The 22856-nt window shown below is 33.5% G+C and carries 22 protein-coding genes; 16 read left to right on the top strand and 6 right to left on the bottom strand.

Annotated features, from left to right (window positions below; translation table 11 throughout):
- Window positions 1–5: 5 nt before the first annotated feature.
- Window positions 6–215, bottom strand: a complete 210-nt coding sequence (locus BC962_RS09960; RefSeq protein WP_121345852.1) for a hypothetical protein — start codon at window positions 213–215, stop codon at window positions 6–8.
- Between the two features lie 230 nt (window positions 216–445).
- A complete protein-coding gene (locus BC962_RS09965) occupies window positions 446–955 on the bottom strand; it encodes a hypothetical protein (RefSeq protein WP_121345853.1) in 510 nt (169 codons plus the stop codon).
- A 413-nt stretch (window positions 956–1368) separates the two neighbouring features.
- Between BC962_RS09965 and BC962_RS09970 the strand changes: the two genes are divergently transcribed.
- From BC962_RS09970 to BC962_RS10005, 9 genes are all read left to right on the top strand, one after another.
- The gene (locus tag BC962_RS09970; RefSeq protein ID WP_147405647.1) at window positions 1369–1743 is read left to right on the top strand and encodes a hypothetical protein; all 375 of its coding nucleotides are present in this window, start codon (window positions 1369–1371) and stop codon (window positions 1741–1743) included.
- Window positions 1744–1816: 73 nt separating this feature from the next.
- On the top strand, window positions 1817–3919 hold the full coding sequence (locus BC962_RS09975; protein ID WP_121345855.1) for a TonB-dependent receptor domain-containing protein: 2103 nt from the start codon (window positions 1817–1819) through the stop codon (window positions 3917–3919).
- Window positions 3920–4172: 253 nt separating this feature from the next.
- Window positions 4173–4571, top strand: a complete 399-nt coding sequence (locus BC962_RS09980; protein WP_121345856.1) for a hypothetical protein — start codon at window positions 4173–4175, stop codon at window positions 4569–4571.
- Window positions 4572–4642: 71 nt separating this feature from the next.
- Window positions 4643–8983, top strand: coding sequence for a CusA/CzcA family heavy metal efflux RND transporter (locus BC962_RS09985; protein WP_121345857.1), 4341 nt, complete (start codon window positions 4643–4645; stop codon window positions 8981–8983).
- Window positions 8984–8994: 11 nt separating this feature from the next.
- Window positions 8995–10143 (top strand): efflux RND transporter periplasmic adaptor subunit, encoded by a 1149-nt coding sequence (locus tag BC962_RS09990; protein ID WP_121345858.1) that lies wholly within the window; start codon window positions 8995–8997, stop codon window positions 10141–10143.
- A 182-nt stretch (window positions 10144–10325) separates the two neighbouring features.
- Window positions 10326–10427, top strand: coding sequence for a helix-turn-helix domain-containing protein (locus tag BC962_RS16640; RefSeq protein ID WP_394337512.1), 102 nt, complete (start codon window positions 10326–10328; stop codon window positions 10425–10427).
- Window positions 10428–10805: 378 nt separating this feature from the next.
- Entirely contained in the window at window positions 10806–11033 is a 228-nt protein-coding gene (locus tag BC962_RS09995) for a hypothetical protein (protein ID WP_121345859.1), read from the top strand.
- Window positions 11034–11035: 2 nt separating this feature from the next.
- Window positions 11036–11527, top strand: a complete 492-nt coding sequence (locus BC962_RS10000) for an alpha/beta hydrolase (protein ID WP_121345860.1) — start codon at window positions 11036–11038, stop codon at window positions 11525–11527.
- 4 nt (window positions 11528–11531) lie between these two features.
- Entirely contained in the window at window positions 11532–12422 is an 891-nt protein-coding gene (locus BC962_RS10005; RefSeq protein ID WP_121345861.1) for a helix-turn-helix transcriptional regulator, read from the top strand.
- Window positions 12423–12478: 56 nt separating this feature from the next.
- On the opposite strand, the gene BC962_RS10010 is transcribed toward BC962_RS10005, so the two are convergent.
- Window positions 12479–12733, bottom strand: a complete 255-nt coding sequence (locus BC962_RS10010) for a hypothetical protein (RefSeq protein WP_147405648.1) — start codon at window positions 12731–12733, stop codon at window positions 12479–12481.
- A 482-nt stretch (window positions 12734–13215) separates the two neighbouring features.
- Between BC962_RS10010 and BC962_RS10015 the strand changes: the two genes are divergently transcribed.
- The 7 genes from BC962_RS10015 to BC962_RS16495 all read left to right on the top strand — a co-directional run bounded on the left by BC962_RS10015 (window position 13216) and on the right by BC962_RS16495 (window position 18291).
- On the top strand, window positions 13216–13902 hold the full coding sequence (locus BC962_RS10015; protein ID WP_121345863.1) for a hypothetical protein: 687 nt from the start codon (window positions 13216–13218) through the stop codon (window positions 13900–13902).
- 13 nt (window positions 13903–13915) lie between these two features.
- On the top strand, window positions 13916–14557 hold the full coding sequence (locus BC962_RS10020; RefSeq protein ID WP_121345864.1) for a GTPase domain-containing protein: 642 nt from the start codon (window positions 13916–13918) through the stop codon (window positions 14555–14557).
- A 7-nt stretch (window positions 14558–14564) separates the two neighbouring features.
- A complete protein-coding gene (locus BC962_RS10025; protein ID WP_121345865.1) occupies window positions 14565–15023 on the top strand; it encodes a hypothetical protein in 459 nt (152 codons plus the stop codon).
- A 1-nt stretch (window position 15024) separates the two neighbouring features.
- Window positions 15025–15768 (top strand): hypothetical protein, encoded by a 744-nt coding sequence (locus BC962_RS10030; protein WP_121345866.1) that lies wholly within the window; start codon window positions 15025–15027, stop codon window positions 15766–15768.
- 8 nt (window positions 15769–15776) lie between these two features.
- On the top strand, window positions 15777–16214 hold the full coding sequence (locus tag BC962_RS10035; protein WP_121345867.1) for a hypothetical protein: 438 nt from the start codon (window positions 15777–15779) through the stop codon (window positions 16212–16214).
- A gap of 121 nt (window positions 16215–16335) precedes the next feature.
- Window positions 16336–17043 carry a hypothetical protein gene (locus BC962_RS16490; RefSeq protein ID WP_245984137.1) on the top strand — a complete coding sequence of 236 codons (708 nt, stop codon included), beginning with the start codon at window positions 16336–16338 and terminating at the stop codon, window positions 17041–17043.
- Window positions 17044–17058: 15 nt separating this feature from the next.
- Window positions 17059–18291 (top strand): DUF2779 domain-containing protein, encoded by a 1233-nt coding sequence (locus BC962_RS16495; protein WP_245984145.1) that lies wholly within the window; start codon window positions 17059–17061, stop codon window positions 18289–18291.
- A 24-nt stretch (window positions 18292–18315) separates the two neighbouring features.
- Here BC962_RS16495 and BC962_RS10045 read toward each other — a convergent pair whose 3' ends face one another.
- From BC962_RS10045 to BC962_RS10055, 3 genes are read right to left on the bottom strand one after another with little or no spacing between them, the layout of a single operon-like run.
- Window positions 18316–21594, bottom strand: a complete 3279-nt coding sequence (locus BC962_RS10045; RefSeq protein WP_121345868.1) for a T9SS type B sorting domain-containing protein — start codon at window positions 21592–21594, stop codon at window positions 18316–18318.
- Between the two features lie 8 nt (window positions 21595–21602).
- Window positions 21603–21881 carry a hypothetical protein gene (locus BC962_RS10050; RefSeq protein ID WP_121345869.1) on the bottom strand — a complete coding sequence of 93 codons (279 nt, stop codon included), beginning with the start codon at window positions 21879–21881 and terminating at the stop codon, window positions 21603–21605.
- Complete coding sequence (locus BC962_RS10055; protein WP_121345870.1) at window positions 21881–22831, bottom strand: phospholipase D-like domain-containing protein; 951 nt, start codon at window positions 22829–22831, stop codon at window positions 21881–21883. The genes BC962_RS10050 and BC962_RS10055 overlap by 1 nt, the downstream gene beginning before the upstream one ends.
- Between the last annotated feature and the right edge of the window lie 25 nt (window positions 22832–22856).

The following is a 22856-nucleotide window of genomic DNA, read 5'->3' on the forward strand; positions in this document are numbered from 1 at the left end:
GAGTTTCAATTTTTAGCTATTTTGAATACCCAATTTGAATTGACATAACTCATTTTGGATTCCAAACTTTCTCTAACTGAACTTAATAAAATATTTAGTTCAACTTCTTTAATCCAACCAACCATCAATTTGGTCCCCGTAACATTTTCTTTCTCTAATTCTATAAAATATCCAATATCTCCTAATTCTTCTTCATTAACAATATCCCATCCCACAAGGTATTTAATTAAAAGCTTAGATTTTTCTAAAGTTGTTACAGTTGAATTTCTGTTGCAACCGCAAATAATAAATAAGAGGTAAAGAAAGTTTAATCGTTTCCTGGTATTTAAGGTCTTGCAGTGTAATTAAAAAAGCAAGTGTAACTGTTGCAAATGCCAAAACCTGTCAATACTAAAAAAATGGCCTCAGAAATCCCGAGGCCTTTTAATATTTCCAAAAAATGTTTTTAAAGATTTAAAGTACTTTTAAATGTTTCTGGACTCGTATCTTTAATAATCCCATCTTTCATGTCTAAATATTCATCTTCCGTGATTTCTGAAATCTCCTTAATTTCTCCATTTCTATCCAAGGTGGCAATAGAATACTCTGGCATCTCAAAAGTAGTAGCTAATGCAGGATCTATTAATGGAGTACCTTCTACTATAATTTTTGTTTGACCATAAACAATAGCCCACCAAGATTTAGAGTAAACTACACCATCTACGAGCGCTACTGCCCCAGGAGTGGCCTCTATAGCTCTATCTATGGCTTCTTTTAAATTAGGCCTTCCAAAAGGAATTGTAAGAATTATATGGGCTTTATCTACTCCTTCGTTTCTAGCCTTACCTCTTGTAAAAGTACTGGCTTTAGACAAGTCTACATTTTTAGTTGAAATAATGGTAAAGTCTGTAATTCGATAAGCACAACTTGATAAAAGAAAACAAGCAAGTAATAATAGTGTAATTTGTTTTTTCATAAATAATAATTAATTAATCCATTTCAATCTCAAAAATGGCATAAAGTTTAAAACGTGAGATTGTAATTTCTAATTTAATTTTTCACTTAAAATTAAAAATTAACGTTTTTCGAAAAAACAAACCTAATCAACATATTAGACAAAGTTTTACGGTTTACCGTAATGCGTTTAAAATAAATAGGATGGACTAAATAATATTAAAATGTAGAAAACAAAATTCTGTATAAATTAAGTTTACGAAGCACTTTGCGGAGAATGAGGATTACAAAAAAATGTGATCCCATAAAGGGGATTCCGGAGCATTTATATAAATCCACCCTAGGCTGGATAAAAACCTAAATATAAAATTCACATAATTTTTATATGTAACATTGGTTGCATTTAAGAAAGCTAGCTCTCATTATTTTTGTAAAATGAAGTACCTAGTATCCATGTCTTTATTAATAATGGTCTTGAGTAATAGCCTAAAAACCACTCTGGTCTATACTTGGTATTTCACAGATATAAATAGCTTTATAGAGCAATTATGTGAGAACAAGGAAAAGCCTGATTTACAATGTAATGGGAAATGTCACTTAAAAAAAGTTTCTGAATCTCAGAGTAATGAAAAAAGGACACCTGCCAGCATTATTGATCTTAAAGAAATTTTATTTTTCACAAACGCCATTGAAGAAAATAATATTTTGAATCTTGTAGATCTTGTAAATACCAAAAAGCAACCTTTTATATATTCTAATTTATATAAGTCCCTTGAAGTTTCTCTTCGAGATCATCCTCCACGAATTTAATTATCCACATTACAAACTGTTACAGTATTCATGTAACTCCCATTAAAAAAATAGATAATTATAAAATTTCGAAATGAAAACTTTTTATAGTGTGCTTTTATGTGCACTTATTTCGGGAATGTCTTTTTCTCAAGAAAAAAACAAAATCCCACAAGACTCTATATTACCAAAACAAGAAAAATTAGACGAAGTATTGATTATTGGAAATATAAAAACAGATCCAATTCATACTCAAATTTCAAATCAAACAGATAAAAAAATAGTACAACCAAAAAATGTAGCAGATCTATTTAATGACATAAATGGTTTTTCAGTTATAAAACGTGGTAATTATGCCATAGATCCATCGTTTAGAGCATCTCAATACGAGCAATTAAACATACAATATGATGGTGGTACTAAAGCTATGCATGCTTGTCCAAACCGTATGGATCCCATCACCACACATATAATCCCTGAGGAAATATCAAAAATTGAAATTATAAAAGGTCCTTATACTGTGCGCTATGGTGCTACTTTTGCTGGAGTTGTTAATCTGGTGACCCAAAAACCCGACTACGAGGATTATGGGTTGCATGGAAAGGTCTCCACCGGCTTTGAAAGTAATGGTGGTTCTTTTGTTACGATGGCACAACTTCAATATATTCAAGAAAAATATGATGTAGTTGCCAATGCCGGTTATCGTGATTTTGGAAACTATAAAGATGGTAATAATGTTGAAATTCCTTCATCTTTTAGAAGTACCGATTATGGTGTTAAACTAGGATATAATTTTACAGAAGATCAACGCTTGCAGGCACATTGGAGACAATCTTTTGGTCGGGATGTGCTACATGCTGCAATACCAATGGATACAGAATTTGATAATTCCAGTATTTTATCCCTGGACTATAAAATTTCTAATCTTGGGGGAATAGCTAAAAGTTTAAGCTTTAAGACCTATTACAGCTATGTAGACCACTTAATGCATAATTTTAACAGACCTTCTTTTATGTCTACGAAAGCCGAGTCTGCTGTTAACGCCACAACTTCTGGTGGAAAAATCGAACTAAAATGGCAGCCACTTAAAAAGCTGATTCTATATAGTGGTTTCGACGCTATGCAAATTGCGCGTGAAGGAGAACGAACACGTATAGTAAAAGTTATGAATGGCAATACCCTCCCAATGCCCATGACATATAATGATAAAGTTTGGCAAGACTCTTACATAAATGATTATGGGGTATTTACTGAAGCTAAATGGGCTGTAAATGCAACAACAAATATTACTGCTGGTTTACGTAATGACGTGGTGATTTCAAACATTAAGGATCCGGAGGAGGATTTTGCTGCTATGTACAATTTAGAGAAACGTACCGAAAATAACGTTAGCGGTACTGTTTCAATTAAAAAACAAATTGCCGGCAACTTTGTATTAGAAGCTGCATACGGTCGTGGTGTGCGCTCTGCAAATATGATAGAACGTTATATCAACCACTTTTCTGTTGGACAAGATCCTTATGAATATATTGGAAATCCAAATCTGGATGCCGAAGTAAATAATCAGTTTGAAATAGGTTTTAAGGGTTTTGAAAAATTTGAAAACGGATTGGATAAATTTAGTTTTTCCACTTCTTTTTATTATTCGAAATATGAAAATTATATAGTTGGAATTGTAGATGAAAGCTTAAATAGAAAATTTATGCCAATGCTGGAACCTAAAAATCCAAAAGTATTCAGAAATCTAGACAATGCATATAAAACTGGTTTTGAAGCTATGACAAGATTAGACTTTTTGAGGGAGTATTTCTTTAAAGCAGAATTCGCTTATGTGTATACTAGAAATCAAGATCAAAATGAGGCCCTACCCCTAACACCTCCCTTCACCACAAGATTTGTTTTGGGGCTGGAAAAGGAGAGTTTTTGGTTTAATGCTCAATATAACTTGGTTTCTCAACAAGACAATATTTCAAGAAGTTTTGGAGAAACAAAGACTGATGGCTACCAAACCTTGGACCTGCGTTTAGGGGTAAATCCTTTGAATAATGTAACATTGGGCATTGCTGCTTTAAATGTTTTCGACAAGGATTATAACAATCATTTAAACTTTTCCTTTACCAATCAATCAGATTTTAATCGTGTCCCAATTACTGAACCCGGAAGAAATATTTCTGCCTTTTTACAGTATAAATTTTAATTATTGATCTTTAAATTATCTTAATGAGGCTATCTAATTAATAAGCTTTTTGATTTTCTGAAACTGGTTCTATTTGAAATTAAAGTAGCTAGTTTAGCTACATGATTCCGAAACAGTTTTAGAATGTAGTTCGTTTATTTTTTAGATAGTCTTTTTAGTAATGATAAAAATGGTTTTAAATCTGAATATAAAACTATCTCCAATGTAACCTAAGTTACATATAAATAACACCTATTCAGTAAATTAGCAGAGTATGTATCGTTTTACTCTCATATGGCTATCATCAACAATTCTTTTTCAAAGTTTTAACTTTGGGCTGGTTGATGTTTTTCGAATTGATGAATTAATTGAACATAGATCTTTCCATTTTGATGAATATGGAGATAACTTTATAGTTTTTCTATCAAAGCATTATGGGGAGTTAAAGCAAGAACATTCTAAAAAGCATCAGGAAGAAAAAGAAGATCACCAAAAATTACCTTTTAAACACCAATTAGGTGCCTCTTCCAGCCTTGTTTTCTTCTTAGATCAAGCTCCAATCCAGATACTGAAGATAGAAGTATTTCTCGATAGGAATTCTAACTTCTTTTACAAAGAACCTTACTCATTATTTGAAAAACCAAGAGTTTTTCAACCTCCAAAGTTGGCATAATCACAACTGACCTTAGTCATTTTTTAATAAGCTATTTCACTTTAGCTTTCCTCTTCTTTTAATTTCAGATTATGCTATCAGCTATTATAAAATTCAGTATCAATAATAAGTTCATTATTCTCTTATTCACAGCTTTTATAATAGGCTTCGGAATTTATTCACTCACTCAAATCCCAATTGGTGCAGTGCCAGATGTCACTAATAATCAAGTACAGGTTATCACAACATCTCAAAATCTTTCTACACAAGATATGGAGCAGTTTATCACTTATCCTGTGGAACTGGAAATGGCCAATCTTCCCGGAGTAATTGAAATACGTTCGGTTTCAAAATTTGGTCTTTCTGTTGTTACAATTGTCTTCGACGACAAAATAGGCACCTATCTTCCCAGGCAACTTATTGCCGAAAAAATAAAATCGGCATCTCAGAAAATCCCGGAGGGTTTTGGAACTCCTGAAATGGGACCTATAACTACCGGTCTTGGAGAAATTTACCAATATATTCTCGACATTAAACCTGGTTATGAGGACACCTATTCGGTGATGGATTTGCGGACTATCCAGGATTGGATCGTAAAACGACAACTTTCCGGAATCCCCGGAGTTGTAGAAGTAAATACCTGGGGTGGGAATTTAAAACAGTATGAAATCGCCATAAATACAGAGAAACTTAATGCAATGGATATCTCTACAGGGGATATATTCACAGCCTTAGAAAAGAACAACTCTGTTACGGGAGGTGGTTATATAGAAAAAGTGAATCAGGCGTATTTTATACGGGGAGAAGGTCTTATTTCTTCCCTTGACGATATTAAAAACATAGTGGTACAAAACAAGAATGGGATCCCCGTCTATATAAATGATGTGGCGAAAGTTGGTTTTGGTAGCGCCACGCGTTTTGGAGCAATTACCGGTAATGGCGAAGGAGAAAAAGTTTTAGGGCAAGTAATGATGCTTAAAGATGGAAATTCCAAGAAGGTAATAGATGCTGTTAGAGAGCGGGTGGCCTCAATTTCAAAATCCCTGCCTGAAGGAGTTTACATCAATCCATTCCTGGACCGAAGTGTATTGATAGGCAAAACCACATTTACAGTTGCAGAAAACCTGATTCTAGGTTGTTTGATCGTGATTTTTGTAGTGGTTTTATTATTAGGAAATCTACGTTCTGGATTAGTGGTCGCTTCCGTAATTCCATTATGTCTTTTGTTTGCTTTGTCTTTTATGTATCTCTTTGGTGTAGATGCAAATTTAATGAGCCTGGGCGCTATAGATTTTGGGATAATTATAGATGGTGCAGTTATTATTGTTGAATTTATAGCTTTTCAAATAACTGCAAAGAGTGCACATCTTGCCACCTTATCCCCTTCTGAAAGACAAATAACTACAGATGAGATCACCTATAATGGAGCCTCAAAAATGATGAACTCTGCTATTTTTGGTCAGCTTATCATTCTTATAGTATTTATCCCTATTCTTTCTTTGAGTGGTGTAGAAGGAAAAATGTTTAAACCAATGGCCCTTACTTTCAGTTTTGCTTTGATTGGAGCCATGATCTTTTGTTTTACCTATGTGCCCGTTGTAGCTTCCATATTTTTAAAACCCGCAAAGCTTTCAGAAAAAAACATCTCCGTACGATTGATGAACTTTTTAAATCGCGTGTATGAACCCAGCATTAAATGGGCCTTAGCTAGCAAAAAATTGGTTTTAGGGATTGCAATAGCTCTTTTGGCATTTTCCATTTATCTATTTTCTACAATGGGAGGAGAATTTGTTCCCACTCTTGATGAAGGGGATTTTGTGATTCAACCCGTGCTAAAAACTGGGACCTCCTTGAGTAATACCATAGAGATCACGACTAAAATTGAGCAGATCCTCATCGATAAATTTCCGGAAGTAGACCAGATCGTAAGTCGGATTGGTGCTGCTGAAGTTCCTACAGATCCTATGTCTATGGAAGAAAGTGATGTTATTATTATACTGAAACCTAAAAAAGAATGGGTTTCGGCTAAAAGTAAAGATGAATTGGCAGATAAGTTCAAGGAAGCATTAGCAATTATTCCAGGAATGGAAGTGGAATTTACTCAACCTATTGAAATGCGATTTAATGAATTGATCACAGGGGTACGCGCAGATATTGCCATAAAAATATTTGGAGAGGATCTGGATATCCTAAATAAAAAGGGCAATGAAATAAAGAGATTAATTGAAAATGTGGAAGGTGCTGCCGATATTACAGTTGAAAAAATTGCCGGTTTACCACAAATGAATGTAAAATTTGACCGTTCTAAAATTGCCCGCTATGGTCTTAATATTGCAGATTTAAATGATCTTATTTCCATGGGATTTGCCGGCACTTCTCTCGGTAGTGTTTTTGAAGGGGAAAAAAGATTTGACCTGGTGTTACGTCTGGACGAAGAGAATCGGAAAGATATCTCCAATTTGGAGAATATGTACGTAGATATTCCATCAGGAAATAAAATACCCTTGCGTGAACTTGCCCGGATAAGCTATACAAAAGGAGCTGCGAAAATATCCAGAGACGATACAAAAAGACGAATTGTGGTTGGTATTAATGTGCGTAATCGTGATTTACAATCTGTGGTAGATGATGTCCAAAATTTAATTGAAAGCAAGATAACACTACCTGTAGGCTATACTATTACTTATGGGGGACAATTTGAGAATCTGCAAAGTGCTAAAGAAAGATTGAAAGTAGCTGTACCAATTGCTTTGGTCTTAATTTTCATTATGCTTTATTTCGCATTTAGTTCCGTAAAAGAAGCTCTAATAATATATACTGCCATTCCATTAGCTGCGGTGGGTGGTGTCCTTTTATTATGGATTCGGGATTTACCGTTTAGTATCTCTGCGGGAGTTGGATTTATAGCTTTATTTGGAATTGCGGTGCTTAATGGTATTGTATTAATTGAACATTTTAAAGAACTGAAACATCTAAAAGCTCATGAAAATAAAGATGAGCTTATTATAAAAGCAGCTAAAAGCAGATTGCGTGCAGTGCTCTTAACAGCATCTGCTGCTGCCTTAGGTTTTTTACCAATGGCAATTTCAACAAATGCCGGGGCCGAAGTTCAACGCCCATTGGCCACTGTTGTTATTGGTGGTCTTGTTACCTCCACACTTTTAACTTTGGTGGTATTACCTGTTTTGTATTCTATGTTTCACAATATAAAAGGAAAGAGAAACTCTAAAAAAAATAAAAATACAGGCATCACAACTCTACTAATCATTCTATTAGTTTTATTCTCTTCACAAAGCTACGCGCAACAACCTAAGAATCTGGAAGAACTTCTTGTGCTAGCCATAGAAAATAATACAGAACTAAAGGCCTCCACACTTAAAGTGAAACAAGCTGATGCCCTTATAGGCAGCGCATTTAGTATTGATAAAACTGAGATCTATTATAATTACGATGAAAGCAACCTTGCCGTTAATAATGAGATCCTTCAAACCTTTGGGGTTCAGCAAAATTTTCAATTCCCTACTGTTTACTTTGCCAATAGAAAAGTACAGCGGGTAAATTATAAGTTGGAGATAAATTCTCTGGAAATCATAAAAAATGCTATAAAGCGCCAGGTCACTACTGCCTACTATCAATATCTTATAGAAAAAGAAAAGGAGTATATATTTAAGAGACTTGATAGTTTATATGGCCACTTCGCAACTTCTGCTCAACGCCGTTTTGAGTTGGGAGAAACAAATTATTTAGAGAAAATTACGGCCACCTCCAAGCAGAGACAAATCGGTATTCAATATGAGCAGGCGCAATTGGAGGTTGAAGTAGCTCACAGCAATCTTTTAAAAGTGGTACAAGTGGAAGACAGCCTATATATTGAAACAGTACCAATTGAAAAAATTCCTTTAAAGGGTGTTGAAATGAGCGCTAGTTCTGAACTGGATTTCTACCGGAATAGAGTTGAGCTGCTCCAAGCTCAGAACTTTTATGAAAGGCAACGACTATTACCGGATTTCAGTCTTGAATATTTTCAGGGATCGAACGCACAACTTAATAAAAATCTGTATGGTTATCAATTGGGCTTGAAAATCCCATTGTTATTTGGAGGTCAATCCTCCCGCATAAAAGCCTCGAAATTTGCCAGAGAAGTAGCGGTTGAAGAATCAAAGAATTATGAAATTCATCTTACTGCGAGATATAAAGAGCTTAAAGCTAAATTGATGAAATATGAAAAGGCATTAACTTATTATGAGCAAGAAGGCAAGGCATTATCAGATGAAATTCTTAAAACAGCTGAATCCGGATTCAAAAATGGGGAGATCGATTTCTTTCAATATATAATGAGTTTAGAGAACGCTTATGAAATTAAGATCGGTTATCTGGAACAACTCAATTTATACAATCAAACTATTATTTCGATTAATTATCTAACTCTTTAAAAGCACTCGTTATGAAACGACACCTATATAACTTTGTCTCTTTATTCCTCCTAATAACACTGGTAAGTTGTGGTAATTCTGAAAATAATACCGACAATGATGCAGCAAATGAGTCAGTTGTAGTAGATGAGCGAATTCAAATCACAAAAGCTCAATTTCAACAAAATGGAATGCAAATAAATAGTTTGGAGGAAAAACTTTTTCCTGAAACCATCCAAACTACCGGAATGATCGATGTGCCACCTCAGAATAAGGCAGTTATAAGTGCGTCCATGGGTGGCTATATTAAAAATACCGCATTACTTTTAGGCGATCGCGTAAAAAAGGGGCAGGCATTAGTAACAATTGAAAACCCAGAATTTGTAAGCCTTCAACAAAACTATCTTGAGGTAAGTCAGCAAATGGCATACTTGAAATCTGAATATGATCGACAAAAAATATTGATTGAGGAAAATATCACTTCTCAGAAAAGCTTTCTAAAAGCTGAAAGCGATTATAAAACAGCGCAAGCCAGGTTTAACGGTTTGAGAAAACAACTCACTATGTTAAACATCTCTCCTAAGAATGTGGAGAAAGGGGATATAAGATCGGTTACTACCATATATGCTCCTATAAGCGGATACATTACGAAAATGAATGTGACTATGGGAAAGTACGTTTCAGCAGCTACAGAAATACTGGAAATTATAGATAATGAACATATTCATTTAGAGCTTAGTGTTTTTGAAAAGGATATTATGAAAATTCAAAAAGGACAAGTAATTGAATTTAAAATACCGGAAGCCTCTTCAGAAAAATATAAAGCGAAAGTCCATTTAATAGGGACTTCAATAGAAGAAAACAGAACTATAAAAGTCCACGGGGATATTGAAGATGAAGAACAGCATAATTTCTTAACGGGGATGTTTGTGGAGGCAGGAATTATAACCAGCAACAGCTTGGCAAAAGCCTTACCTGAAACTGCGATCGTTGAACTTAATGATAAATTTTATGTGTTAATCTTAGAGGCTGAAAACAGCGAAGGATATTCCTTTAAGCAGGTTGAGGTTAAAATAAACCATCTAAGAAATGAATATGTTGCTATTGAAGATGCAGAACAATTTAATGCGGATTCTAAATTTTTAACTAAAGGGGCTTTTAATCTCATAACAGATGAATAATGATTTGAAAACCTATTCTTTTAATAGCGCATAATATCCGCAAATTTTCATTTCATAAATTTTCCAAATACTATTACTTCCCATATGAAGAGCGCATCATCAAAGATGTTTTGGAAACCAAAAAAAATGGACTTAAAATAATCTATTGGGGTTTAAATCGATAAACATTTAACCATTAGGAGATTGCCGAACAATTAAACAGTTCTACAAAAACTGCGGAAAACCATATCTCTAACTCACTTAAAGTGCTAAGGGCATCCAATAGGCAATATGCTAAGCCTTGAACTTCCCTGTTTTATAACTCAAAATTTAAAATAATACTTGAGTAATCCCAGAGATTTTTATTGAACTCTAAGGAATTAAAAATAAGGATATTTTTAATTCCTTTGGGGGATACTAAAGTAACGAAGCAATATCATAAAAATCAGAACCTTAAATATTCATAGCGTATTGTTGAAACAAAAAACTTAGTGAGAAATCCCAACTTAGATTTTAACAATTTAAAAAATAGAATCTGTCTTTTACAATCTAAACCGTTAGTACCTTATCCCTCAAATTAATAGTTCAATAAATTGGGTATAGCTAAGTGAAAATTGAAGTAACTTAGCGAACGACATATTTTGTCGTCTTCCTGTTGTTAATTTGTACTTTGTAATCGAAACATGAGCAATTCAAAAAGAAAACATCCTATCCTTCCTAACTGCTTTGCAGTCTCTGAGAAAGCTGAAAAACAACAAGCGAATCGTAAACTGAGAAGATTAGTAAAGGAAAAACTCTCTGATTCGAATTATGAATTACCCGATTTAAAGGAAGTTGCCGATAAATGGAATTGGTCTAAAGATGGAAAATCCTATCGAAGTGATCTTTCTAATAAACAATTAACCAAATAACTATGAACATACTTTACCTGCACGGACTCAAAAGCAAATTAAATGATCAAAAACGCGAAGTGCTCGAAAAATATGGAAACGTATTTGCTCCAGACATCGATTACAACTTAAAACATATTCAACCGGAACTTATTCTTGAGTCGATCAGGGGCACAGAGATCAATGTGGTCATTGGCAGCAGTATGGGCGCACTAAATTCCTATATCATATCAGATAGTATTGGAAGACCTTGCTTGCTTTTTAATCCACCCTTGTCTAAATATGTTGACGACAATCAGATTAGTGCACACTATTCAAAAGGCAATACCTTTAAACAGATCGTATTGGGAGGCATAGATGATATTGTAGATCCCAGAGAGACTTTATCATTTTTGGCGAATCACATTCAAAAAGAGGAAATAGATATTCATATCGATCCTAAATTGGGTCACAGAATTCCTCTGGAGCTGTTTGAAACACAAATAAAACTCTTCTTTTCTAAACTTTGCTATTAAAAATATGTCTGTACGCCAAACCATAAAACGTCATTATAAAATCATTTCTCTATTAAGACTTAGAGCAATGAGTTATGAAGAAGTTCAAGAAGAAATGAATATGGATCCAGATTCCAGAGAAGAAAATTTAATGACTTCTCAAAGAACATTTCAACGAGACATTCTTGACATTGCATCTATTTATGGAATTGAAATTGAATCTGACCGGAGTCAGAGCAAATACTATATAAAGGATGATCTAGAAGAAACTCATTCCCAGAGATTACGTGAAAATTTTGAGATCTTAAATGCAATTCGACTTTCAAAAAGCTTAGGTAATAGTTTAGTATTTGAAGAGCGAAGATCTTTAGGAACTCAGAATATGGCTGGGCTACTTCATGCTATTCAAAATAGTTTAAAGGTGAAATTTGACTATCATAAATTTTATGATGATACAGATAGCAAAAGGGAGGTCATGCCTATTGCTTTAAAAGAAGCAAGAAACAGGTGGTATCTGATAGCTAAAGATGTAGATAACATAATTAAGAATTTTGCTCTGGACAGAATTGTATCACTGATGATAACAGAAATCAAATTCAAACCCATTTCATACAACGTAAATCAAGAATTTAAAGACACTTTTGGAATTATTAATGGAACTAATGAAAAACCGGTGAACGTACTTTTATCATTTACTCCGAGAGAAGGGAGATATATAGAATCCCTACCGCTACATCGAAGTCAGAAACTAATCTCAAAGGATGATAAAGAATACCTGTTTACTTATTTCATTAGACCCACTTATGATTTTAAGATGGAGCTACTTTCTTATGGAGATCAGGTGAAGGTATTTGAACCGAAAATTTTGCAGAAAGAAATCAGAGAACAACTCCAAAGTGCCCTAAATTCTTATTAGAATTTAGTTAGAATATTAATGGCGAAATGATTCTTGAGTAGTTAAGCTCTGTTTTCTTAAGTAGATAAGGATCCATAAAAACCAAGTGTAATTAAAATGGAAACTACCCACCCGGAATAATATGGAACTCCATTATTGTTCAATGCAACAATTCCTATATCAGAATTAAACAGCCATCCTATCGACGAGAATGGCAAGATTAAACCATGCCACATACCTGAAAAGAAACCATATTCATATTCTGTTACACCTGCAGAAGCACATGATGTAACGCTAAGGAATAGAATGAGTATTAAAACTATTTTAATCATTTTTTTAAATTTCATGAAGGTGTGACTTTATATTGATTAAATATTGACATACAATTAAATTGAATCATCTATTAACTAGATATCAATTGTAATGCATGATCAACTAATTAAAAATCAATGTTAGAATTTGATAGCGACAAGTCACGTCATTTAAAATTAAATCCATAAACGTCATCTCCTGACGTTAGTAACGCATTAATTTGAAATTTAAAACACACAAACTAGCTAAAACACCGCTTTATGTAAATAACTGATTATTAATGGTAGGGCATTAATAATTAAAAATATCATGAAGCGGTTTCTAAAAAATCCAGCCAATTGCGGATTTCCTTTGGAATCATTTAAATAAAAACGATAACATTCAATTTCTATACGTTTACTAAATGGCAAACCACCGCTTTAACATAAAATTTAGATTTACAGATGTTGGTTAAATATAAGTCCCTTATAGAAAACAGCATCTAAAGCATTCTAACCTACTTATGATAAAAATTATATCAGATTACTCTGCAATCACAGAAGAAATCAAAAAATATCACTCCTTGATTCTAAAGGAATGCGAAAATAATCCTCGTATTAATGAGATTTACAAAGGCTGTCAAATCCTATATAGTCCATTGCTCGAAAGGCCAGAATTCTTATTAATCGGGTTCAACCCTGGAGGAGGCCACCATAAATGGCATGGTAAAATTGTTGAACAATTTGACCCAATGACTGCATTAGAATATTATCTCAATAAGCATAGTTTAGGAGAACAAACTAAAACCCTTTTCACTATGGCAGGAAAAGAAGATGAATTACGGAACTCTACAGTAAAATTTAATTTCTATCCTTGGGCTACTAATAATGTAGCGGATTTTAATGAACTCATGAGGTTATTACCAAAAAACCTGAGGTCCAAATTATTTGCACTTGGCCGTGTATGGACTAAGACAATTATTGAAATAGTAAAACCTTCAACAATAATTTGTGAGGGCTTTAAAGCTTTTGATGAAGTTCAGATTTTATTTCCTGAAAAACTAAAAATTATTAAGGAGGAAAATTTAAGATCATTCCAAGATACAAGAGGAATAAAGGTTTTAGCATATAAAAGAAATCAAGGGAGTATTGTAAACAAACAAAATATGTCAGAGCATATCAAAATTAATTTTTTAGTTAACCACAAATAATAATTAACACAATATGAATTTACCATTATTTATCCCAATAATTTGGGGAGTAGCGCTGGGAGCTGCGACAATTTTAGGGCTAGGAATAGGAAGTTATGCGTTTTTCAGCAAAAGTGAAGATCCTGAAAAAAACAAGTTAGGTATTTTAGGAATGCAAGGAGCGGGAAAAACTAGATTTCTCAGCTATTTACGAAATATTCCCTTTGTTGATAAAGAAACAGAAATTCAAACGTACAGTCCATTTACATATAAAAGCCATGGAAAAGTCATCCAAATAGATTCAGGAGAGGATATTGGTGGCGGGAATTTATATAGAGATGAATACGACAGAATAATTAAAAAATCAAATGTTATTTTCTATTTTTTCGACATTTCTAAATACTTAAATGACCCTATTCAAGAAGGTATCAGTTATAGAAGGGCGAGCAATAGCAGAATCGAGCATATAAATTCAATAGATAAATTTTCCAAAAAAAATATACTAATAGTAGGTACACATTTCGATTTATGTAAAAACAATCAAAAAGAAGTGAGATCAGAGTTTTTAAAATTGAATGAAAACAAATCTTACTACTCCATTTTAAAACAAATTGAATTAATTGATTTGACCCATAATGACCAGCTAAAAAATTTCACGAAAAAAGTATTTAAATAAAATTGATATGAAAAGAATTTTAATCTCCCAAAATGAGAAAAATAATGGTACTGACTATGTAATTGTAAACGGCCAGCTTGTAAAAGATGAAGATTTATGTTTGCACCACTATAGAGAATTAAGAATATCAGACACTTGGAAACAAGATTATAAAGATGATTTTTTAGAGCTTAAAAGCAATAAAAATAATCTTCTTCTTAAGTCCCATTATATAGATAAAGACAATGTGAATAGAAGTATCTATTACACATATATGATTGAGAACGAAGATAATTTTGATGTTGTCTTGAGTAATTTAGAAAAAGACTCTCAAGTTATTAATAGAAAAATAGACAGAGAAAGAACAATTGATGTTATTAAAAATATCAAACAAAATAATAAATTAAAATCAAAAATTAACAAAATACTTATTCTTCTGTTTGCTGTAGGCATCGCCTATATTATTATTAATAGTTTAAAACAATAAAATGAACATAAATCCACAAATAGTTATTTTTCAAGAGGATGAGAAAGCGCAAAATTATAGATATAAACTAAAATATCCTGCTGGTCCTAACATTCAAGTTAAATCATTAGAATATGACTTAGATGAGTTTATAAAGACAAATAAATTAATTGGTAATCGACCAGATCATAATACGATATATTTTCTACATCCCTATAAAAACAACGTATATCTTAATGAAAGTCTAGGGGAGAATTATTTTCTTGATGAGAAGTTAGAATTATATAAAAGAGCAGCGGCTTTATTAGGGGCAAAAAGTATTTCTACAAAAGTATCATTAAAAGAAAGTCGTTCCATAAACACTGATATAAACGGAGAAATTAAATACAATTTAATCAGTTTTGAAGGCAGTGCCAAAAGTGAGAAAGAGAACAATTACAAAAATTCTTTAGAAATTTATGAAGAATTTGAAACACAAGTTAATTACGATAAGGAAAAGAATATAGATGAATTAAGATTTTTGATTGATAATTATAATATACATCACGAAATAGGGCTAATTTCATTAATTGATGGAAGAGACTCAAGCCAGTCTGGGACATTACTTACAAAACGTACTGTCAAATCTGAAATAACATTTGAATACAGTAATCTTTTGGAAGCTTCTGCAAAATTAAATTCTCCAGTTTTCAGTGTAACTGGTAGTTATAAGAGAAAACTTGAGGAAGTAAATACATTAATAGTTGATATTGAATTCACTTTTTAAAATCTTAAATGAAAGATCCCAACCGCCCCTACCACCGTACTGAAATTGACTTACTATTCACCAGGGTAAAGGCACAATTGCATCAAAAAGCCCTGGAGAGAGGTGGAGATGGAAAAGCATTATATACCGATTGCTATACAGGAAAAATACTACGTGGTGGTGATCGCTATGATTATGAACATATACGCTCTTCTGAATCTATATTCATGGCTTATCGCGATCGACTTACAAACTTTAATATTGCAGAAGTTGTAAACTGTCCTGAAAATGTTGCAGTCACTTTACGAAGTATTAATCAATCTAAAGGAAAAATGAGATTGGAAGATTGGATATCAAATTCTGGAAATGGTGTAAAACATGGTATAAACATCGAATTATCTAGAAATGTTGCAGCTAAAGCTGATAGGGGAATTCAACAAAAAGCAAAAGAAATTCTTTCAAGATAGCACCAAATTTTCATCCTAACCTAAAATTAAAATGATGGAATGTCTTAAAAATTTAATATAGTATTGTTTTTTTACAAGCTTGAGGTTCTAAATTAAATTAATTAATCTAAAAATCATCTCCTTGCAAAACTATCGCCTCCTCACCAAATCTCGCTTTAAACTTGCCTTAGATTGTCCAACTAAGCTCTTCTATACCCGTAAGAGTGAGTACGAGAATCAGAGTGATACAGATTCATTTTTGGAAGGATTGGCACAAGGCGGATTCCAAGTAGAGGAATTAGCGAGGATGGAGCACCCTAACGGGATTGCCATAACTGGAGACGACTATAACTACCAAATAGTAGCAGACAGGACTCAGGAGCTTCTAAAGCAAGAAAACATCACCATTTTTGAACCTGCCTTTCTAATCGATGGGCTTTTCATTCGGGTGGATATTTTGGTTAAAAAAGGAAATCGAATACAACTACTGGAAGTCAAGGCAAAGTCTATTTCTAGCACCTCTCATAACTCCTTTATAAAATCCACCGGCTCTTTTGGAGGTTGGGATAGTTATTTATATGATATTGCTTTTCAAAAACATGTGATACAGCTATGTTATCCAGAATGGGAGATCTCTGCATCCTTAAAGCTTGTTGACAAAGATGCCACCACAAGTGTTGATGGGTTGCACACCTGTTTTAAAATAGTTTCAAATTCCGACTTAAGAACTGGGATAGTTAAGAAAGATGGACTTACTAGAGAAAATCTTGGTGACTCCATTTTATGTGCTATAAATGTGGATGAGGAAATAAATTTAATTCTATCCAAAAACCCGGCAGATGAATCTTGATCGTTCCCTGAATTGGTGAATTATTTTCGTGAGCATTATCAAACCGACACCAAAATATTTATTGAAATTGGTTCTCATTGTAGAGAATGCGAATTCAAAGTGGATAATCCAAGCGCAGAAGAAAAGAGTGGTTTCCATGAATGTTGGACCTCGCAACTGCAACTTCCTGTTTCGGAAATTAATCAGCCTAAAGCATATGATGTCTGGTACAATCCTGCTAGAAGTGCATTAGAGAAAGGAAAATTCTTTATGCATGAATTATCAGAGAACGACCTCAACATTCGCCCGGAAGCTGGAAAAATAAGCAGGTCTGAAAGACAATGGTTGCAAATTGAAAAAACAAAAAACAACAATCAATCTCCTCATTTCGACTTGGACAACTTACGGGAGGAACTAGAATCTTGGCAATTTCCTCTCAACTTTATAGACTTTGAAACTACTGCAGTTGCAATTCCATTTATGGCTGGAATGCATCCATACGAACAATTGGCTTTTCAATTCAGTCATCACATTGTTTTTGAAGATGGTCGCGTGGAACATTATAATGAATATTTGAATACAGAAATTGGCGTATTTCCCAATTTCGATTTTATAAGAGCTTTAAAAGATTCTCTTACTATTAATGAAGGAAGCATTTTTAGATATCATAATCATGAGAACACCATTGTGAATGTGATCTATGACCAGTTGCGGAATTCTGAAGAATCTGACAAACAAGAGCTTTTAGATTTTATAGAAACCATCAGTCATAATACCGGCAGAAACACAAAGACGTGGTGTGGTGAGAGGGACATGATAGATCTTCAAAAAACCGTTGTGAATTATTATTACGATCCAATAACCAATGGATCAAATTCCATCAAAGCGATTCTTCCTGCGGTGTTGCAATCTAGTGACTACCTTCAGGAGAAATTCCAACAGCAATTAGCAAGTTTAAATCTAACCAGCAAGAATTTTGAAGCATCTCATGTATTTCTAAAAATGGAGAATGGAATTCCAATAAGCCCATATAAAGCCCTACCTCCTATTTTCGAAGGTTGGGATAATGAAAAACTAGAGCAAGTTGCCGACAGCCTTTCAGAAATCAAAGATGGAGGAGCAGCACTTTTCGCCTATGGGAAATTACAGTTCCCAGAGGTAAAGCAAGAAGAGCGGGAAGCTATAAGAAATGGGTTGTTACGTTATTGCGAACTGGACACCTTGGCCATGGTGATGATCTATGAATATTTTAGAGAAGTGTGTAAATAAACAATTTTGATCTGAAAAGCTAAATCACCTAATCAAGGAAAAGTGATCGCCATATGTTTTACCATCTGCCATTTGTGCTTTGAACCAATAATCATCTGCGGGCATTGGTTTGCCATTAAAAATTCCATCCCAACCTTTATCGTTCGGGTCCAATATCTTTAATAGCTTTCCATAACGGTCATATATATAAATCTCATATTCTCCTTCAAATCCGGTAAGTTTCCAATATTCATTGATACCATCACCATTGGGAGTAAAAACTTTTAGAAAATCAAGGATTATAACAGAGTCTGATAAGGTCCTACAACCATCAACTTCTCTTGCAAAGACTGAATATTCACCTCCAGATAAGTTTGAAAATCTATTACTCGTATAATAATTTTCACCGTCTATAGAATATTCAAAATTCCCTATCTCCAAAACGTTTATTTCTAAAAAAGCATTTTCACTGATGTCGGACGTGTTTATTTCATAGTTACTAATCGACACATCCGCGTCTAATTGAATTATTACTTCAGTAGTGGAACTACCGCAATTGTTGTTCAATTTATAGGTATAGATTCCTGGAGAATCCGTTTGTGGATTAAAAGTTCCATTCTCATTAAGTAAAGGAGGATACCAAGTACCATCTCTATCTACATTAGGCCCTAGGATTTCATAAAGATTTAATACAGGACTATTTTCACATAATGATATGGAAGTTGAAACTCCCGAATTAGGAATCTTATTTACCGTAACTGATACAAAGGAGGAACTTGCTTTACAGGTTTTATTGTCTATTTTATACTCATAGATCCCACTGTCATTAACTTTCGGGTCGAAGATGCCATTTATTAAAATTGGTGTCCATTCGCCATTATCATCTGCATTTGGTCCTAATAAAGGTTTTAAATCTATAGGTGCTTCATTTTCACAAAGCTCAAGGCTTGCATCTTCTCCCGCATTAAATTCTTCTTCAATTAAATTTATAATCACTTCCGCAGAAGTTGAATTGCAATTTGTAGCACCTACGGTATAGGTATACTTTAAGCTGCTGTCCAGCTTAGGGTCATATACACTTTCTCCACTAGTTAAAGGAGGAGACCAAGTACCTCCAACAGTAGGTGTGCCATTAAGTATAGTGAATAAATCTACTGGAGCTGAATTTTTACAAATACTTAAATCTCCATCCGATCCTGCCGTTGTAATATCCTTAAAACTTATAGAAATTTCTGCATTTGCTGTTTGGCAGTTATCATCTCTAAACCAATAGCTATAGATACCTTCGTCATCCTTGGAGGTATCAAACAAAGAAGTCCCGCTATTTAAGGGTGGATTCCATTGACCTCCTTTATCTGGAGTGCCCTCAATTAAAGTAAAAAGATCAATTTCCCCTAAGGATGTGCAAAATTCCAATTGTGTGTCTTCTCCTGGATTTCCTAAAACAGTTGATTTTACTATTAGTGAAGCAAAATAAGAAGTGATTTGAGCACTACAGGAATTTCCACTATTAGAAATAATAACACGAAACAAATAATTATGAAACTCTGTAGTGGTTTCTTGAATGCTTAACACTGAAGTTTTAACTCCACTATATATAGTATTTGCATCAATATCTTCCCACGTATTTCCATTATCCTTACTCACCTGCCATTGAAACCTATCAGTATTAATGGTTTCTACGGAAAAGCTTGCAGAATTGCCAGCACTCACTTCCAAAAACTCAGGGTTTTTGGTTATCTGAGGGGATAAAGTAGGTTGCTGAAATAATAACAGTCCTTCCTCTTTATCTGGGCAGCCATCATTATCACTATCAAGATCTACATGGTCTGGTAAGTGATCACCATCGGTATCTAAGAACTCATTCCCAGCATTTTCTTCAAGATCGCTAAGACCATCATTATCATCATCCAGATCATCAACATCTAAAATCCCATCCTTATCGGTATCTGCTGCTGCCTCAATATTTGCTCTTGTATTGCAACCAAAGGCACCTGTGGAGACATTAATACTATTTGATATGTTACCATATTTCAGAAGATTGGAGAGACCAGAACAATCCTGAACTGTAGATATATTCTGTATTAAAATATCTGAATTATTTGAACCTACATCATGTAAATTTTCAAGAAAATCGAAATTGATTAAACTATTGTTCAATAACCAAAAAGCATTCTTAACATATTCTGTGGCCTTAAATGCATTTACCTTAAACAACTTAATATTATTACTTAGTTTAAATGACCCATTAATTAGCTTAAGATTGTCAAAGCCTTCAATAGTCTCTAGATCTATGTTATCAATTATCCACAAATTATTGGTGGATTGTGTATTATTAAAACCTCTTATATTTTTTAAATTCCAAAGCGATTCAATCTTTAAATCATTTATCTGAAATAGATTATTAAAAGCCGTGTAAGTTTGCGGCATAATGAACTGTGTAAGGTAAATATGATCTACACTGCGTAAGGAAGGAAAGCTAGGGAATGAATTAGGAGCCACAGAGCCTGCATTATTATCAAATATTAAATGCTGAGCATTTTCTAAGCTTTGAAAGCCTGTAATAGATTCTAGAATAGGATTATCGGTGATTTCTAATCCGCCAGAATCACCAACCAAACTCGCTATAGATGAAAACGAATTAATAATCTTTAGATCAGGATTGTCAATAATCGATATATTTTTTACGCAGGTTAGGGATTGAAAACCTAGAATCTCTTTTAGACTTGGATTGGCAATTATAGTTAAATCCTCTAATATAACTTCCAAGTTGCTAAAGGCTGGCAAAGTTGCTACATGGCTGTTATCTTCAAATCTAAAAAATTTGAGAGATCTAATTTGATCGAATCCTGTTATGGTATTTGCATAGGACATACCTATTAAGTTAAGCCCTCCTGCAATAGCACTTATTTTGGGAACACGTATATAAAGCAAATCATAATTGCCGAAAATATTAAAATCACCATCCACATTTTCAAGATTGCTTAGTGAAAGTTCAATTGCTTTGATATTCTCAATGTTCAAATCACCATTGATGGATATAATATTTTTTAAAAAGGAAAGATCAGTAATCTCCTCACTTCTCACTAAAAGACTTCCATTTATATTAGTGCAAGTAGGATAGGTCGCGACAAAATTATTTACCTGTTCCTGGGTTTCTAAAATAACATTTCCAGTAGGACATTGTGCGAATAAGAATTGAGATGAGAAAAGACTAATAAAGAATAATAACCAAAAAATATTTTTTCTTATTGCCTTATTGGTATTACCATCAATTTTTAAATCGAATTTAACTGGGGGGATCGTGATTTGGGTGTGCAACATTTTATTTTTTAATCTCTCATTTCAAAAATGATTACTTCAGGTTCTTTCCAATTGGATAATGAACCGTCCTCTTTAACGATTCGGGTTTTACATACGTCTCCATCAAAACAATAATGGTAGACTATCCTCCCATTGCTTTTTAAAACTCCTTCCTGTGGCTTCTCTTTTATCCTTATTCTCCAGCTTTGTTTAGTGCCCGGAAGATTGAACAACAGGTATTCGGGATAAATACCTGTTCGTTCAAATTCACGCATTCCGCCTTGTTGAAAAGTGATTTGTAATTCCATTAATTACTCATTGCTTTCTTCCAATTCTTTCTCAAAATTGGCTTAGCAAAAGTTGTTCCTCCACTTGAAGGCTCTCCTGAATAATGGCAATATTTCTCCTGATAATCGAGATCCCCATATTTGCTCCACATCTTAAACGCTTTGTTCGATAATGGTTTTTCAGGATTAAAATCAATTTCTTCTCCTGTTCTTATACAATAACCAGTTTGGGTTTTAGTAACTGTCCTACTGTTTTCAAAAGTGTTTTTACTAGATGTCTTCTTAGTTTTTTTTATAATCTCTTCCTCTAAATCTCTTTCAGGTCTTACCATTTGATCTGAATCCAATTCCAATTCATCATCAAAATCCTCCAACCTTTTTCCAGAATCAGAGTGGCTTCGTTTTACTACATAAAAATCGTCGGTAGCATTCAATAAAGTTTCTGACTTCTTATAATCCTTGCTTGTTCCCAGAATTCCTTTTTTAATTTTATACACAGGTCTTCTTATGAAAATAACTTCATGGTTTTCTACAATTTCCATACATGTATTCCAGGCTTCATTATCTGCACTAGAAGAAAATTTATTGAGGATACTTTGCTCAGTAAACACTCCAAACTCAATGTTGTTTTTAAAGGAATAGTCATACAAGTTAATTGAAGTAATAACTCCTTTCTTTTCATTTCCATAATATTTCGCGTGCAAATTTGGCACATATACAATACTGATATTTGGAAATTGTTGGAAGTAATCAAGATCAACCTGACTCATACTTTTTTTTACATCTTTCTCATTTTTACCAAATACGAGTATTAAATGTAATTTGTGGTTATGTAAATGATGATCAAAAAGCTCTTTGAAATATTTACCTAGTTTTATGTAGGGTGAAACAATTAAGAGTGTGCTCTCTGCATCCCAAATAATATTATAAACTTCTTCACTTAGTTTTTCTCCAGTTAAAAATTTACTCATTTAATCTAAATTTTTTATTTAAAAT

Source organism: Gillisia mitskevichiae, assembly GCF_003634585.1.
In the GTDB taxonomy this organism is placed as follows: Bacteria; Bacteroidota; Bacteroidia; order Flavobacteriales; family Flavobacteriaceae; genus Gillisia; species Gillisia mitskevichiae.